13 protein-coding genes and 2 pseudogenes are annotated in these 14,842 nt (G+C 43.5%); 7 read left to right on the forward strand and 8 right to left on the reverse strand.

Annotated elements, in window-relative coordinates:
- The coding region (locus CWO27_RS07875; protein ID WP_146161579.1) for an ABC transporter permease at positions 1–404 on the forward strand (404 nt) is incomplete at its 5' end.
- A gap of 25 nt (positions 405–429) precedes the next feature.
- A complete protein-coding gene (locus CWO27_RS07880; RefSeq protein WP_102431527.1) occupies positions 430–1,128 on the forward strand; it encodes an ABC transporter ATP-binding protein in 699 nt (232 codons plus the stop codon).
- A gap of 196 nt (positions 1,129–1,324) precedes the next feature.
- On the opposite strand, the pseudogene CWO27_RS23890 reads toward CWO27_RS07880, so the two are convergent.
- Positions 1,325–1,614 (reverse strand): annotated as a pseudogene (locus CWO27_RS23890) (EAL domain-containing protein); the annotation flags it as partial.
- Between the two features lie 351 nt (positions 1,615–1,965).
- Between CWO27_RS23890 and CWO27_RS07890 the strand changes: the two are divergent.
- The 3 genes from CWO27_RS07890 (at position 1,966) to CWO27_RS07900 (ending at position 5,196) form a co-directional block, all read left to right on the forward strand.
- The gene (locus CWO27_RS07890; RefSeq protein ID WP_055319414.1) at positions 1,966–3,159 is read left to right on the forward strand and encodes a glycine C-acetyltransferase; all 1,194 of its coding nucleotides are present in this window, start codon (positions 1,966–1,968) and stop codon (positions 3,157–3,159) included.
- 110 nt (positions 3,160–3,269) lie between these two features.
- Complete coding sequence (tdh, locus tag CWO27_RS07895; RefSeq protein WP_017058545.1) at positions 3,270–4,301, forward strand: L-threonine 3-dehydrogenase; 1,032 nt, start codon at positions 3,270–3,272, stop codon at positions 4,299–4,301.
- Between the two features lie 361 nt (positions 4,302–4,662).
- A complete protein-coding gene (locus tag CWO27_RS07900; protein WP_240699538.1) occupies positions 4,663–5,196 on the forward strand; it encodes a hypothetical protein in 534 nt (177 codons plus the stop codon).
- Positions 5,197–5,400: 204 nt separating this feature from the next.
- On the opposite strand, the gene CWO27_RS07905 is transcribed toward CWO27_RS07900, so the two are convergent.
- The 3 genes from CWO27_RS07905 to CWO27_RS07915 all read right to left on the reverse strand — a co-directional run bounded on the left by CWO27_RS07905 (position 5,401) and on the right by CWO27_RS07915 (position 9,708).
- Positions 5,401–6,624: a DUF819 family protein gene (locus tag CWO27_RS07905; RefSeq protein ID WP_107898806.1), complete on the reverse strand. Its 1,224-nt coding sequence runs from the start codon at positions 6,622–6,624 to the stop codon at positions 5,401–5,403.
- A 541-nt stretch (positions 6,625–7,165) separates the two neighbouring features.
- Positions 7,166–9,091, reverse strand: a complete 1,926-nt coding sequence (locus tag CWO27_RS07910; RefSeq protein WP_107898807.1) for a monovalent cation:proton antiporter-2 (CPA2) family protein — start codon at positions 9,089–9,091, stop codon at positions 7,166–7,168.
- Positions 9,091–9,708 carry an NAD(P)H-dependent oxidoreductase gene (locus tag CWO27_RS07915; RefSeq protein ID WP_048660394.1) on the reverse strand — a complete coding sequence of 206 codons (618 nt, stop codon included), beginning with the start codon at positions 9,706–9,708 and terminating at the stop codon, positions 9,091–9,093. Before CWO27_RS07915 ends, CWO27_RS07910 begins: the two co-directional genes overlap by 1 nt.
- Positions 9,709–10,011: 303 nt before the next feature.
- Between CWO27_RS07915 and CWO27_RS07920 the strand changes: the two are divergent.
- Positions 10,012–11,088 (forward strand): annotated as a pseudogene (locus CWO27_RS07920) (threonine aldolase family protein).
- Positions 11,089–11,204: 116 nt separating this feature from the next.
- Here the strand turns inward: CWO27_RS07920 and CWO27_RS23735 are convergent.
- Positions 11,205–11,330, reverse strand: coding sequence for a hypothetical protein (locus CWO27_RS23735; RefSeq protein ID WP_258185094.1), 126 nt, complete (start codon positions 11,328–11,330; stop codon positions 11,205–11,207).
- Between the two features lie 247 nt (positions 11,331–11,577).
- Between CWO27_RS23735 and CWO27_RS07925 the strand changes: the two genes are divergently transcribed.
- Positions 11,578–12,012: a YccF domain-containing protein gene (locus CWO27_RS07925; RefSeq protein ID WP_032555146.1), complete on the forward strand. Its 435-nt coding sequence runs from the start codon at positions 11,578–11,580 to the stop codon at positions 12,010–12,012.
- Positions 12,013–12,113: 101 nt separating this feature from the next.
- Here CWO27_RS07925 and CWO27_RS07930 read toward each other — a convergent pair whose 3' ends face one another.
- The 3 genes from CWO27_RS07930 to CWO27_RS23560 all read right to left on the reverse strand — a co-directional run bounded on the left by CWO27_RS07930 (position 12,114) and on the right by CWO27_RS23560 (position 14,780).
- Positions 12,114–13,037, reverse strand: a complete 924-nt coding sequence (locus CWO27_RS07930; RefSeq protein WP_102431504.1) for a hypothetical protein — start codon at positions 13,035–13,037, stop codon at positions 12,114–12,116.
- Between the two features lie 180 nt (positions 13,038–13,217).
- Entirely contained in the window at positions 13,218–14,366 is a 1,149-nt protein-coding gene (yiaY, locus tag CWO27_RS07935) for an L-threonine dehydrogenase (protein WP_048660391.1), read from the reverse strand.
- Between the two features lie 237 nt (positions 14,367–14,603).
- Positions 14,604–14,780 (reverse strand): hypothetical protein, encoded by a 177-nt coding sequence (locus CWO27_RS23560; RefSeq protein WP_170960783.1) that lies wholly within the window; start codon positions 14,778–14,780, stop codon positions 14,604–14,606.
- Positions 14,781–14,842: the final 62 nt, after the last annotated feature.

Here is a 14,842-nt window from a genome sequence, read left to right on the forward strand (position 1 = left end):
TTGGTGTGATTGGTTTTATCACTTTGGCAGTGGCGGGCATAGGTATTGCTAACGTGATGTATGCAACGGTGAAACGATCCACACGAGATATTGGCGTGAGAATGGCGGTCGGTGCTACTCCAGGGATGATTCGCATGCATTATCTGGTTCAGTCATTGATGACTATGATGATGGGCGGTTTATTGGGCTTAGTAATCACTTATACACTGATTGCTGTAATTCGCTCGTTAGAGCTTGAAGGCAACATGTTTTATGAGCGTCTTGGTAAACCTGTGCCTGAGCTTTCATGGTTGGTTGTCACCATTGTTGTTTTGACGTTGGTGGTTATTGGTGTCGCTGCGGCTTGGCTTCCGGCTAATCGTGCGGCGAAAGTGACTCCGATGGAGGCACTACAAAGTGAATGATGAGATCAAAGACAGCGGAGAAACCATGTCTAACAAATTCTTAGTGGAACTCTCAAATATCGGTAAACACTACTCAAACGGTGATACTGAAATACGTGCATTAGACGGTGTCGATCTCTCGATTGAGAAGGGAGAGTTTTTGTCTATTTTAGGCCCGTCAGGATCCGGTAAATCAACGCTGATGAATATGCTGGGTTGCCTTGATAAGCCGACGGAAGGGGAGTATCAGCTAGATGGAAAAAATGTTGCTGCGTTGAGTGCTAATGATCTTGCTGGTATTCGGAATCAAAAAATTGGTTTTGTATTCCAGAGTTTTAATTTGCTTGAGTATGCATCTGCATTGGACAATGTTGCTCTGCCTCTCGTGTACTCAGGGATCAAAGCCAAAGAGCGTCGTAAGCGTGCGGCGGCATTACTTGAACAAGTAGGGTTGGGCGATCGACTTGACCATAAACCGAATCAGCTGTCTGGTGGTCAGAAACAGCGTGTCGCTATTGCTAGAGCTTTGGTTAATGATCCTCAGATTATATTAGCTGATGAGCCAACAGGGGCTCTGGATTCCAAGTCTGGCGCTGAGATAGAGGCTTTGTTTAATCAGCTTCATGCTGAGGGCCGAACATTGATTATCGTGACGCACGATAATTCGCTGGCTGAACGAACTAAGCGCATAGTGACGATCAAAGACGGTAAAGTATTGTCTGATCACCAAGGGCAACATTGCTGAACCTAGAACCTAGAAAAAAGCAGCTTTCGCTTAGAGCCACTTCCTCACGAAGTGGCTTTTTTCTTAAGTGTTTAACACTGATCTTGTACGGACGATATTGAGTGAACTACACTGATAAAAAAGCTAGGTAAGTAACAGATTAATAAAGAAAATTTCCCTATAGTGTTAAAACGACTTCGTGAATCACTCTCTATTCTGCCAAGTTGAGGTGAATAGACAGTGACTTCACTTCAGTGAGAGATTGCTCAAGCACGCTAAAGAAGATCTCTTCTTCATAACCTAATGCAAACGCACGATCGATAAACACACCTGGAGAAAAAATGTCTTCCTCTGGGATATCTAGGCGAAACAGAGCTTCAACCCCCCAGTCACTTTCTCTACACTCGATTCTACTTTTGGCTGATAAAAGCAGGTGTGCCAGTCGTTTTCAAAGGCTTCTTGTATTATGTGGTCTGATAGGTTCATGTGTTTGTCTCTCATTTGCATAGCGGCGTAACGGTCGAACATTCTGAGAGAAACCTAAATTCATCACTATATCGTTCTGAGATGAAAAATTGATATTTGATATGAAAGCGAAATTAGACCGGAATGGAGGGTGATTTGTCGTTAAAAAGAACAAGTAAGACACGTTTATGTGCCCTGTGTCACTGGGATGAACCATTATTAGTGCCTGTGATTCATTAATGTTTTTCCAACTAAAGGGATAATCGAAACGGGGATGTTCAACTAGAATATAGGCATAAGTTTTACAGTGTAAATGATCGTTTTGAGATCGTTTATATCCCTACATAAAGCGGCGCGTGATGCTGCTGAATAATAATTAGGAAGGAATGAACAATGTCTTCTGCATTTTACCAACAGATTCAAACTCAAATCGAAGAAGTTAAAGAAGAAGGTCTTTACAAGTCTGAGCGCATTATTACTTCTGCACAAAAAGCAGCGGTTTCTATCTCGACTGGTGAAGAAGTACTAAACTTCTGTGCAAACAACTACTTAGGTCTTGCTAACCACCCAGCTCTTATCGAAGCAGCTAAAGATGGTATGGATCAGCACGGTTTTGGTATGGCTTCAGTACGTTTCATCTGTGGTACTCAAGATTCTCACAAAGAACTAGAGCAAAAGCTTTCTACTTTCCTAGGTAAAGAAGACACTATCCTTTACACGTCTTGTTTTGATGCAAACGCTGGTTTGTTTGAAACAATTCTAGGTAAAGAAGACGCAATCATCTCTGACGCACTAAACCACGCATCTATCATCGATGGCGTTCGTCTGTGTAAAGCAATGCGTTTCCGTTACTCGAACAACAACATGGAAGAGCTAGAGCAGCAACTTATCGCTGCTAAAGAAGCTGGCGCTCGTCACACACTAATCGTAACTGACGGTGTGTTCTCAATGGACGGCGTAGTGGCTAACCTTCCTGCTATCTGTGACCTTGCAGACAAGTACGATGCACTAGTAATGGTTGATGACTCTCACGCAGTGGGCTTCATGGGCGAAAACGGCGCAGGTACTCACGAGTTCCACAACGTTGTAGATCGTATCGATATCATCACTGGTACTCTTGGTAAAGCAATGGGTGGCGCTTCAGGCGGTTACACTTCTGGTAAGAAAGAAGTGATCGACTGGCTACGTCAGCGTTCTCGTCCATACCTATTCTCTAACTCTGTTGCACCTGCAATAGTATCTGCGTCTATCCGCGTTCTAGATCTTCTAGCGGAATCTGGCGACCTACGTACTCAACTATGGGAAAACTCTGCTCACTTCCGTACTCGCATGGAAGAAGCTGGTTTCACTATGGGTGGTGCTGACCACGCAATCATCCCAATCATGCTGGGTGATGCAAAAGTAGCGGCTGAGTTCGCAGAGCGCGCACTAGAGAAAGGCATCTACGTTGTAGGTTTCTCTTTCCCAGTAGTACCAAAAGGCCAAGCTCGTATCCGTACGCAAATGTCTGCTGCACACTCTCGTGAGCAACTGGATCGCGCAATCGATGCGTTCATCCAAGTTGGTAAAGACATGGCTATCATCTAATTTTAAAGGGATGCCTTTTGCGTCCTTTGATTAGATAGAACAACACCCAATAGAACATATAGATTTTTGATTCTCGCCTTACAGTTAGGCGAGATGAACTGGATAACATTATGAAAATTAAAGCACTTTCTAAGCTTAAGCCTGAAGAAGGCATCTGGATGACCGAGGTTGAAAAACCTGAAATGGGTCATAATGATCTTCTTATCCGTATTAAGAAAACTGCAATTTGTGGTACTGACGTACATATCTACAACTGGGATGAATGGTCACAAAACACAATTCCAGTACCTATGGTAGTAGGTCACGAATACGTGGGTGAAGTTGTTGGCATCGGCCAAGAAGTTCGTGGTTTTGAAATCGGCGACCGTGTATCTGGCGAAGGTCACATCACATGTGGTCACTGTCGTAACTGTCGTGGCGGCCGTACTCACCTTTGTCGTAACACAACAGGTGTTGGTGTAAACCGCACTGGTGCGTTCTCTGAGTTCCTTGTGATCCCTGCGTTCAACGCATTTAAGATCCCTGCAGAAATCTCTGATGATCTAGCATCAATCTTTGACCCGTTTGGTAATGCAGTACACACAGCGCTTTCTTTCGACCTAGTAGGCGAAGACGTGCTAATCACGGGTGCTGGCCCAATCGGTATCATGGCTGCTGCTGTTGCTAAGCACGTTGGTGCTCGTCACGTTGTAATTACTGACGTAAACGAATACCGCCTAGATCTTGCTAAGAAAATGGGTGTGACTCGCGCAGTAAACGTGATGGAAGAGAAGCTTGAAGATGTAATGGCTGATCTAGGCATGACTGAAGGCTTCGATGTTGGCCTAGAAATGTCTGGTAACCCATCTGCGTTCAACAGCATGCTGACTAACATGAACCACGGCGGTAAGATCTCTCTACTAGGTATTCCACCATCAGACATGGCAGTAGACTGGAACCAAGTAATCTTTAAAGGCTTGGTTATCAAAGGTATCTACGGTCGTGAGATGTTCGAAACTTGGTACAAGATGGCTTCACTAATCCAGTCTGGCCTAGATCTAACACCAATCATCACTCACCACTACAAAGTGGACGACTTCCAGAAAGGCTTCGACATGATGCGCTCTGGCATGTCAGGTAAAGTAATCCTAGATTGGGAATAATCTTTAACTGAGTAACAAGATATTAGAAAGGCGACAGTTATTACTGTCGCCTTTTTTGTAGGCATTTTTAATTGATGAATAATTTTAGTTATTCATATTTAGTGGTGAGCCACATTTAGACCTACCATTAACTGTTAAGGCTGGTAAATAAAGACATTTAGGCTGATTAAGTTAAGACTTTTATTACATACGTCTGAAATTCTCTGAGTGAATGCTTGCGCTTTAATTTGTGAGAATTTATTATGCATCACGGTGAATTAACGTTGTTATTGAGTCTAGTTAGTAATCAGAAAATAAATAAAGCTTGGATGTCATGGAAATAATACAGAAAAAAAGATCTATCAAATATACGTTTACCTTTATGGATAACCATCTTAACTTTGCATATAAGATTAAGTCGGGAACTGGGGATAGGGATCTAGATTATGTCAATTTCCCCAAGAAATCATCGACTTTGATAGAGCAGAATGAATGGTTCCAAAGTGTTGGTTATGTTTGGTGTATACTCGGTGCTTTTGACATTTTGTATGAAAGCTACTTGGGAGCTTTTCCAAATCTTTGGTTTTTAGTTCTGCTTGGGGGGATGCTCCTAGTATGGAGTCATTTTTCAAAAGTAAAGTATTCGGTATTTGAAACGGATAGTGCGAACATATTAGTTATTCAAGATAAAAATCATGACCTCATTATTAATGAACTTAAGACGCGTAAAAAATCGCAACTACTAGAATGGTATGGGCATGTGAATCAAGACAACGAATCTGAGGTTGAGGTTGGCAAGTTCAAATGGTTGTTAGATGAAGATGTTATTACAAAAGAAGAATATGAAGAAAAAATAGCTCAAATAGAGTCGTTAATTAAAGAAGAAAGTAATCTGTCTAATTCTGTTATCCATTAAGTATTTTTATTAAACTGTTAGGGTGAATATGAACATCTGTTCGCTTATGGGACTGCTTCACTTGGAAATTCCCAAAACAGTCTATGCATGTAAGTAGCAATGGCAATAAGAATAGGCTCATTAAAGCAAAAGATAGAAACAGCATTGAAAAAGGCTGAACGATGATCGTTCAGCCTTTTGTGTTACTTCATTGAAGCGCTTCGATTAACCAGCAGCAACCTGCATGATAAGGCCACAGATGTAAGCGCCGTATGTGCCTAGAGCGTAACCAAGTACCGCCATTAGGATACCTACCGGAGCTAATGCTGGGTGGAATGCTGCAGCTACGATAGGAGCTGATGCTGCGCCGCCAACGTTAGCTTGGCTACCGACAGCCATGAAGAACAGTGGTGCGCGGATAAGCTTCGCCATCACAATCATTAGAATGGCATGGATAGTTAGCCATGTGATACCAATGAAGAAGTAACCTGGGTTGTCTAAGATAGCAGTCACATCCATTTGCATACCGATAGTTGCAACTAGGATGTAGATGAACGCTGAACCAACTTTAGACGCGCCGCTGTGCTCAAGGCTGCGTGTAGATTTGAAGCATGAAGCGATCAGCGCGAACGTTGTTACCATTACGATCAGCCAGAAGAAGCCGGATGTTAGGCTGTATTTTGCAAGCTCTGGCGCGTTGGTTGAGATCCACGGTGCAATCATGTCACTGAATAAGTGAGCCAGACCTGTTAATCCGAAGGCAATGGCCGTGATCTTCATGAGATCGGTTGTGGTTGTTGGACGAGCGTTCTCTTCTTGGTATTTAGAAACCGTCTCTTTTAGCTCTTCGATAGATGATGTGTCAGCTTTTAGCCATGCATCAATCTTCTTCTGACGACCTGCCATGATAAGCAACACAGCCATCCAAATGTTTGCACAGATAACGTCTACCGTAATCATTGCTGAGAACAGTTGGTCATCAACTTCAAATACTTCTTTCATTGCTGCTTGGTTTGCACCGCCGCCGATCCAAGAACCAGCAACAGTTGTAAGGCCACGCCATACATCGCCAGATACGAGGTCAGGGTTAACTTGGTCGATAATTAAAATCGCCAAAGGGCCACCAATGATGATGCCGACAGTACCCGTTAGGAACATGATGACGGCTTTTGAGCCAAGGCCGAAGATTTTGCGTAGGTCAGCTGAGATGATCAGTAGAACGAGTGCGCTTGGTAATAGGTAACGACTTGCAACAAAGTACAGCTTTGAGTTTGATGCGTCGATGATGCCGAAACTGTTCAATAGAGAAGGAACAAAGTAACAGAGCAATAGACCCGGAACGAACGAGTAGAATTTTTTCAGTGCGCTATTTTGGCTACTTTCCGTGATAAAAACACCGCCAAGAATAACAGCTAACATGCCCATTATTACAGCATCATTAGTAATCATTATTATATCTCCTTTAAGGTGAGCGCAAAGGTCTCACTTTTTGAATTGCAGGACTATACCGACAACTGCCATTCGTTACAAATTGTAACGATAGACATACTTTGAAATGTTTATGTTAATTTTGATGGTTTGAATTTGTGAATGTCGTGCGTTATTTATTTGATTGGTGAATGGGTTTGTTGGGGCTTTTGCGGCGGATTTAGATATATGCAATGTAACTCAAGCCTTAGAGAGTGGTCGCTATGATTTGGGTGGATGTTTGAATGGCAGGAATGAGTGCATATATAGCCGTGTTTATGGTGTGGTTTATGCAGGGTTGGAATGTTTCAATAATGTAAAAATTGAATCCACTTTTGCTATGTGGTCAGAAATTAAAAATTTTAGCTAGATCACACAAATATCTCGGATTATGAGTTTCGGCACCTGATACTTATGTTCATTTGACGTTTTGTAGGGGGTAAATGAAAGAAAAAGCGGCTTAAATAGCCGCTTTTGATGGTTGCATTGCATGGTCATCTAGAGCTGTAGCTTAGACTTCTACTTAAGACTCTTCTTCCTCAAAGCCATCTGCATAACCTTTTGGTGGTGGTGTCCAACCACGTTCAGATCGAGAGTGTTTGTCTGAACGGTCTTTCTTCATGTCTTCTTTCATCGCATCTTCAAGGTGAATGAAGATTTGTCGGTAGTTGTTGTCGTAGCGTGGATTTTCTTCAGCCTCAGACCAAGCTTGGTAAAGCTTTTCAGACTTACGGCTCTCTACGCGTTGATACGTCGATTTTTGCTGTTCGACGAAGAATGGATGATGACCCAAAGAGCGCAAGGCTTGTGCGCCCATTTCAAGAGCAGAATGGTAGGTCTCTGATTCCACAAAGTCTGCACCTGCTTCTCGTAAGCGATAACTATGACCACGGTCGAATGCGCGGGCTAAGATTTTTACTTTAGGGTAGGTGTGTTTAACGTACTTCACTAACTCAACGCTTGAGTCTTGGTTATCGATTGCTACTACTAGCATTGCCGCTTCTTCGATTCCGGCGGTATGCAACAAGTCGTGACGAGTCGCATCGCCAAAGTAAGATTTGATATTGATAGAGCGCAGTAAGTCTACTTGGTTCGCTTGGTGATCCAGAACCACCGTATTGACATCGTTCGACACCAACAAGCGGTTAACGATTTGACCGAATCGACCAATGCCCGCAATGATAACGGTGCCTTTCTCTTCAATAGTATCTTCTTCGCGGTCGTTAGATTTTTGTTGGTAACGAGGCAGAATCACTTTATCAAATAGAATGAATAACCCTGGTGTTAGGAACATTGAAAGTGCCACAACCAGAGACAATGTTTGGACGATGTCCGCAGGTAATACGTGGTTTTGAGCTGAGAAGCTTAGTAGTACAAAACCAAACTCACCGGCTTGCGCCAAGCTCAATGTAAACAGCCAACGGTCACTGTTTTTGATTTTGAAGATCAATGCCAACGTAAATAGCACCAAGGCTTTAAGAAGCATAACGCCAAGGGTGAGGCCAATGATCAAACCAAAGTCGTTGAATAGAACATCAAAGTTGATGCCCGCACCGACGGTAATAAAGAACAAGCCAAGTAACAGTCCCTTAAACGGGTCGATATTAGACTCAAGTTCGTGGCGGAATTCACTGTTCGCCAATACCACACCCGCAAGGAAGGTACCTAAAGCGGGTGACAGGCCGACTAGGCTCATCAGTGCAGCAATACCAATCACCAACATCAGTGCGGTTGCAGTAAAGATTTCACGCAGGCCTGAGCTTGCTACAAAGCGGAACAGTGGACGACTTAAGAAGTGTCCGCCGACCACCACAATCGCAATAGATGCTGTGATCACTAGGCCATAAGCCCAACCGGGTAGGCCAGCAACGAGACTTAACTCTTCATGATGATCAGAAGCCGAAGCGACCGCGCTTTGTGCAGCTCCGATTAATTCTGGCAACGCCAATAGAGGGATAAACGCCAACATAGGGATGACGGCTATATCTTGGAACAGTAGGACTGAGAAAGCGTTCTTGCCGCCTTCTGTTTTGGATAGCCCTTTTTCGTTAAAGGTTTGGAGAACAATCGCGGTAGATGACAGTGCGAAGATCAAACCGATAGTCAGCGCAATGGTCCAAGGCTGTCCGAAGAAAAGGGCGATACCCATTACAATTGCGGTCGTGCCACCAACTTGCAGGCCACCTAGCCCCATAAGTCGGTTCCTCATTGCCCAAAGCATCTTAGGTTCAAGCTCAAGACCGACTAAGAACAGCATCATAACCACACCGAACTCGGCAAAGTGTTGGATAGTTGTGGTCTCTTCACCTACGAGACCAATAATTGGGCCAATCACAACACCAGCAATGAGGTACCCAAGTACAGAGCCGAGGCCAAGTCTTTTGGCAATAGGCACGGCAATAACTGCTGCTACTAAGTAGATAAACGTTTGTAGAAAATATCCCGTCATTATTTAACCTCTGCCATTAGTTCTTCTACGTAGTGGTTTAGCTTTTCTGCCTTACTGGCTTTTTTGATATTGATCTCGCCAGCAACCAACGCCTCTAACAGTACTTTATAGCTATCGACATGCTCTTGAATGCGGTTCTCTTCCAACGCGGTACGCGAACCAAATAACGCAAAGGGCGCGAGGTAGTTCATCCCACACAGAGAAGCGGTTTGTTCGATTGGGTGAAGCAGTTCTCGAATCGTGAAATGGTTGTAACCATCAGTTTGGTAGGCGTCTTTTTTGCCACCTGCAGTAATGCTACATAACAAGTTCTTGCCTTGTAGTTCGTTGCCATCGGTGCCGTAAGCAAATCCGTATTCTAGGACGAGGTCTTGCCATTCTTTAAGAATTGCGGGTGTTGAGTACCAATATAGTGGGAACTGAAAAATGATGATGTCATGGTCCAACAGGCGTTTCTGTTCGCGATCGATATTGATCTTGAAGGTTGGGTATTCAGCATAAAGGTCGACACAGGTGACGCCTTCAATACGTTTGGCTTGCTCAAATAAGGGTTTGTTAGCTTCAGAGCGATGCTGAGAAGGGTGGGCGAATAGCACCAAGACTCGATTTTTCGACATATAGCCCTCTTTGTCCATTAACGAATAATATTTATTGGAATTATAGATATACAATAATAGAAGAATGGTTGAACAACAACGAATTAGCCCATACTTATCTAGTTACAAGCGCGTGTTTTTAGGGACTTAATTATATAAAACACCCGTCAATTTGAGTATTTCCGGCACACGCAGCCGGTGACTGAGTAAAACTAATTATTCGCTAATAATAAAAGCGAATAGGTGTACTTTATGTCACCGTTGAAGGCTAACGTAAATAATTCAATCACCCTACATAGAACGACAATGAATAAAGGAAAAGGTATGAGCACGGACTTGCGTCAACAATGTAATTTGCTGCTTTCTGGTCACTTCGATCCAACACCAGCCCAAACCTTCGCACAAATGGCTGAATGGTGCGAAACACATGATGTGTCGCACGACACCTACGGTGATGGCGAGTTTATCGAGAGCTTTGAAAACAAGGTCGCAGAACTGCTTGGTTATGAAGCCGCCGTGTTTGTGATTACCGGCACTATGAACCAACCCACAGCATTAGAAATTGCGTGCCAAGAGAAAAGAAACCCAGTCGTGGCGATGCATGAGTCGAGTCATATCATGCGTCATGAACGCCAAGGGTATCAGCTCCAGAACCGATTCAATGTACTTCCGGTTGGTAATGTATTTCGCACTTGGAATGTCGACGACTTAAAGGCTTGGCCTGATGAGATTGCCGCGGCATTGTATGAACTACCGATGCGAGAGATTGGTGGTCAGCTGCCTGAGTGGGAAGAGCTTGAAGCGATAAAGCAGTACTGCAAAGAACAATCGATTCATCTGCATATGGATGGTGCGCGTTTGTGGGAGTGCGGCGCGTATTATCAAAAGCCATACAGCGAGATTGCTAAGGGGTTCGATACGGCTTATGTTTCGCTGTACAAAGGGTTAAACGGTCTTGGAGGTTCACTCTTATTAGGTGACAAGGCTTTCGTAGCAAAAGCGTCGGCATGGATGAAGCGTCAGGGCGGAAATGTTTATCATCGCACGCCTTACGTGGTTTAGGCAGCAATGCAGTTTGATCAACGGATTGAGTTGATGCCAGCATTGTATGAGCGTACTAAGCAAATCTATCAAATCTTACAAGATTACCCGCAGTTCAAAGTGAACCCGCAGGAACCCCAAGTAAACATGCTTCACCTCTATTTACCTGTGAGCTACGAAGACGGCATTATTGTGAGAGACAACATAGCGAAGAAACACAAGGTTTGGATAGGAAATCCAGCGATCAGCGAATTGCCAAACCAATGTAAGATTGAATGGTATGTTGGTGATAACTTACTGAATCTGCCTAATCATGAGCTGATCGACATTCTTGATTTTATTAACGAAGAGCTGATTTGATTACGGAAAAGTTGATTTGATTACAGAAGAGCTGACTGCAGAAGAACTGATCTAATGGAAATGGATACAGGAAATCGGTCCGGTATCCATTTATGCAGCTAGGCCGGCGGGCTCTGTCACATATACTGGTTGATGCACACGTCGACTAAGAACATGAACACTGGAACCGTACTGAGAAGCCCGAAGAAGACGATTGGCACCCAGTTTTTCATTTTCTTTTTAGGTAGCTCAGTGTTGTTCATAAATTCGGCCTTAAATTAGTTGTTGTAGCTGTTTAGCTTTGTAATACTAAAAATCTACGAGCATGGTATCAAATAAAATCGATGATCCCTATGCGGATTTGGCGTTTCGTGGTGTGTATCAATCACAGAAAATGTAGGCGATTCATAAGCGGTTCATAAAGGTTCAACAATAATGAACCTATTAGAACAAGTATTGCCTTATTCGGCATATGAAATAAACAGCATTCAAAGATTTGGAGAAGACAACATGAGAACAATAGGAAACATCATTTGGTTTCTGTTTGGTGGCGTATTTATGGGATTGGCATGGTGGTTCTTCGGACTGCTCGCATTCCTAACCATCGTTGGTATTCCATGGGGTAGAGCGTGTTTTGTTATGGGTAACTTCTCATTCTTCCCATTTGGTCAGGAAGCGATTTCACGCGATGAACTGACCAATGAAACTGACATCGGTACCAGCCCGCTAGGTGTGATTGGTAACGTTATTTGGTTCTTATTTGCGGGAATCTGGCTTGCGATTGGTCACATCATGTCAGCTGTGGCGTGTTTCATTACCATCATCGGTATTCCGTTTGCGATTCAGCACCTTAAACTAGCGGTTATCTCCTTAGCGCCAATTGGTAAAACCGTAGTAGATAAGCGCGAAGCGGAAGCTGCACGAGTGAGAAATTACAAAGGTTAAGAATTTAGTTTAATCTTTATCTGAAACTAAAAAGCACATCATTTGATGTGCTTTTTCTTGGCTCTTGGTTCTCGGTTTGTCTTATCAAGCTTATCTAACCGCTATACGTTATTGAACAAGACTTCAATTCGAAGCGTGATATTCGCTTCTTCCGTGTGCTTCTCATAAGGTTCTCGTTCCCATTGATAACGAGGAGTGAGTTCGTAGAACAGCCATTCTTTCCATACGTTCTGCCGGTAAGTAATCGAAACCTGAGCGTATTCGTAGTGATTATAAGGCTCATCCGTTGCATTAATCGTGGCGCTATATTGGAGTGCTTGGTCTTGAGAAAGGTAATGATACAAGCTTAATCCCGTACCATAGGTCCAACCTTTAAGATCGTCGTTATACCCAGCAAAACTTGACCATCGGGCCAGGAACTTATCACTGAGCGATAGGTCAAAATCAATATCAGTGATCTCGCCAGTTTCTTGTTTTTCCTGATAAATACGCTGAGTTAACCTAAATACAACATCGGTTGTAAGAGGGTAGGTAAAGCGGTAACGAGCTTCGATGCGTGGTCGTAATGTCGCCTTAATATTGAAGCTGCTATAGCCTTTGGCGTACGCGTCGTAACGCAGACCTAACGCACTTTCTAATTCATCTGAATCATTCGGAAAAAAATCCAAGAACTCTTCATCGCTGACAGACTCGTAGATTAATTTCAGCCGCTTGCTCACAAAGGGAAGGTGTAAACGCGCTTTGAGTTTTGTTGAGTAGTCGACATCACCGCCTTCTGAGTAAATGAAATCGTTGTACCAACGCACAGAGGTACCCGCACGAGCGTCTTCAGTTATTCGGTCATCCACAAAGAAGCTGTCAAACCACAACGCAGGTTGGCAAAATTTACTGTTCAGGAAATGGTAAGCTTTTTCGACAGGGGCGTCTTCTAACGGCTGACTGTGACACTCATTTTGTTCCTCTGCTTGAACTGAGTATGAAATGAGTGACGCCAATAATGAGGTGCTAGCTATCCTACGACTCAATGGAACCTGTTTGTTATTCTACATATCAATAGTTTGACTATAACCAAGCGATTGCAACAATGCGAATTTTTAGTGATTAGTAAAGAGGCGAATACTTGAAAGGGAGTGGACAGAAAAAAGAAAACGGACTCAGAAGGTGAGCCCGTTTGTTTTAGTTATAAGAAGTGACTTGTATCTAGATTACATTGCCGCTTCGAAGATTGCTGAGATTTCTTCGTGAGTCGCTTGTTTAGGGTTAGTAAAACCGCATGCGTCTTTCAGTGCGTTGTCTGACAATGTAGGAATGTCTTCAAGCTTAGCACCAAGTTGCGCGATACCGGTTGGGATGTTCACGTCGTTTGCTAGTTGAACAATCGCGTTGATAGCCGCTTCTGCGCCTTGTTCTGCTGTCATACCTTCAACATTCACGCCCATTGCTTTTGCAACATCACGTAGACGTTCTGGGCACACTTGTGCGTTGTAGCGTTGAACGTGTGGCAGTAGGATAGCGTTACATACACCGTGTGGAAGGTCGTAGAAACCACCCAGTTGGTGCGCCATTGCGTGAACATAGCCAAGAGAAGCGTTGTTGAAAGCCATGCCAGCCATGAATTGTGCGTAAGCCATTTGCTCACGCGCTTCAATGTCTTCGCCGTGTGCTACTGCTGTTCTTAGGTGTGCTTGAACAAGCTCGATTGCTTTAATTGCTACCGCGTCTGTAATTGGCGTTGCGGCGATAGAAACGTAAGCTTCGATTGCGTGTGTTAGCGCGTCCATACCCGTAGCTGCAGTCAGTGATGCAGGTTTAGCAAGCATCAACTCGGGGTCGTTTACTGAGATAAGCGGTGTTGTGTGCTTATCAACGATCGCCATCTTAATGTGACGCTCTTCATCGGTGATGATGCAGAAACGTGTCATTTCAGATGCTGTACCTGCTGTTGTGTTGATAGCAATAAGAGGCATCATAGGTTTTTCAGACTGGTCTACGCCTTCGTAATCAGCAATCTTACCGCCGTTAGAAGCAACTAATGCGATACCTTTTGCACAGTCGTGTGGAGAACCACCACCTAGAGAAACAACAAAATCACAATCGTTGTCAGTCAGCAATTCTAGACCATCGTTCACGTTAGTGATGGTTGGGTTTGGTTGAGTGCCGTCGAATACAACTGCGTCTACGCCGCGCTGGCTAAGAAGGTCTTGTACCTGCTTAACTACGCCAATTTGATTCAGGATCTTATCTGTAACGATCAGACCTTTTTTAAAGCCTTGAGACTGGATGCTATCAGCAGCATCTTTCAAACAGCCAGTGCCCATGAAGTTGATTGTAGGGATGTAAAATGCAGTAGACATTGGAAAACTCCGTTAATTATGATTTTTAATTTCCTACATGTTGTCGGCATTCAAGTGGTCGACCATTGATCTGGAACAACTTTGATTTCGAACTAACACTTTCTGGTTAGTCGTTGTGATAGGGCTCATATAGCAATCGTTTTTATGGTTTTCTGGTGTGTTCTTTGTCAGTAGTGGATAGTGATAAATTGACTCGATCAGAAACAGAATTGCGCTCTATAACAATGAAAAATAAGCTTATTCACTGAAAGTCGGTTCAATTTCAGCCAGGGTTGAGCTTTTCTCTGAGTTATCACTGCATTCAATTTGAGGAGCTTGTGACTCTTCAGTGTTAGGGGTGTCTTCTGGTTCCTCATCATAGTATTTGACAAGAAAAGGGGTGAGCATGACAGATGACGGTAAAAAGTGCTTCATAATACCTCCCGGTACCTAATGTGTATTTCTTGTATGGTATTGGTTTAATATGTGGCAAAATT

The sequence above is a fragment of the Vibrio sp. 10N.286.51.C3 genome, assembly GCF_003050065.1.
GTDB classification, from domain to species: domain Bacteria; phylum Pseudomonadota; class Gammaproteobacteria; order Enterobacterales; family Vibrionaceae; genus Vibrio; species Vibrio crassostreae.

What these genes read in the sequence shown, in the direction of transcription:
- CWO27_RS07880 (WP_102431527.1), top strand. Translation starts at nt 430, where the DNA reads ATGTCTAACAAATTCTTAGTGGAACTCTCAAATATCGGTAAACACTAC.
- CWO27_RS07890 (WP_055319414.1), top strand. Translation starts at nt 1,966, where the DNA reads ATGTCTTCTGCATTTTACCAACAGATTCAAACTCAAATCGAAGAAGTT.
- tdh (WP_017058545.1), top strand. Translation starts at nt 3,270, where the DNA reads ATGAAAATTAAAGCACTTTCTAAGCTTAAGCCTGAAGAAGGCATCTGG.
- CWO27_RS07900 (WP_240699538.1), top strand. Translation starts at nt 4,663, where the DNA reads ATGGATAACCATCTTAACTTTGCATATAAGATTAAGTCGGGAACTGGG.
- CWO27_RS07905 (WP_107898806.1), bottom strand. Translation starts at nt 6,624, where the DNA reads ATGATTACTAATGATGCTGTAATAATGGGCATGTTAGCTGTTATTCTT.
- CWO27_RS07910 (WP_107898807.1), bottom strand. Translation starts at nt 9,091, where the DNA reads ATGACGGGATATTTTCTACAAACGTTTATCTACTTAGTAGCAGCAGTT.
- CWO27_RS07915 (WP_048660394.1), bottom strand. Translation starts at nt 9,708, where the DNA reads ATGTCGAAAAATCGAGTCTTGGTGCTATTCGCCCACCCTTCTCAGCAT.
- CWO27_RS23735 (WP_258185094.1), bottom strand. Translation starts at nt 11,330, where the DNA reads ATGAACAACACTGAGCTACCTAAAAAGAAAATGAAAAACTGGGTGCCA.
- CWO27_RS07925 (WP_032555146.1), top strand. Translation starts at nt 11,578, where the DNA reads ATGAGAACAATAGGAAACATCATTTGGTTTCTGTTTGGTGGCGTATTT.
- yiaY (WP_048660391.1), bottom strand. Translation starts at nt 14,366, where the DNA reads ATGTCTACTGCATTTTACATCCCTACAATCAACTTCATGGGCACTGGC.
- CWO27_RS23560 (WP_170960783.1), bottom strand. Translation starts at nt 14,780, where the DNA reads ATGAAGCACTTTTTACCGTCATCTGTCATGCTCACCCCTTTTCTTGTC.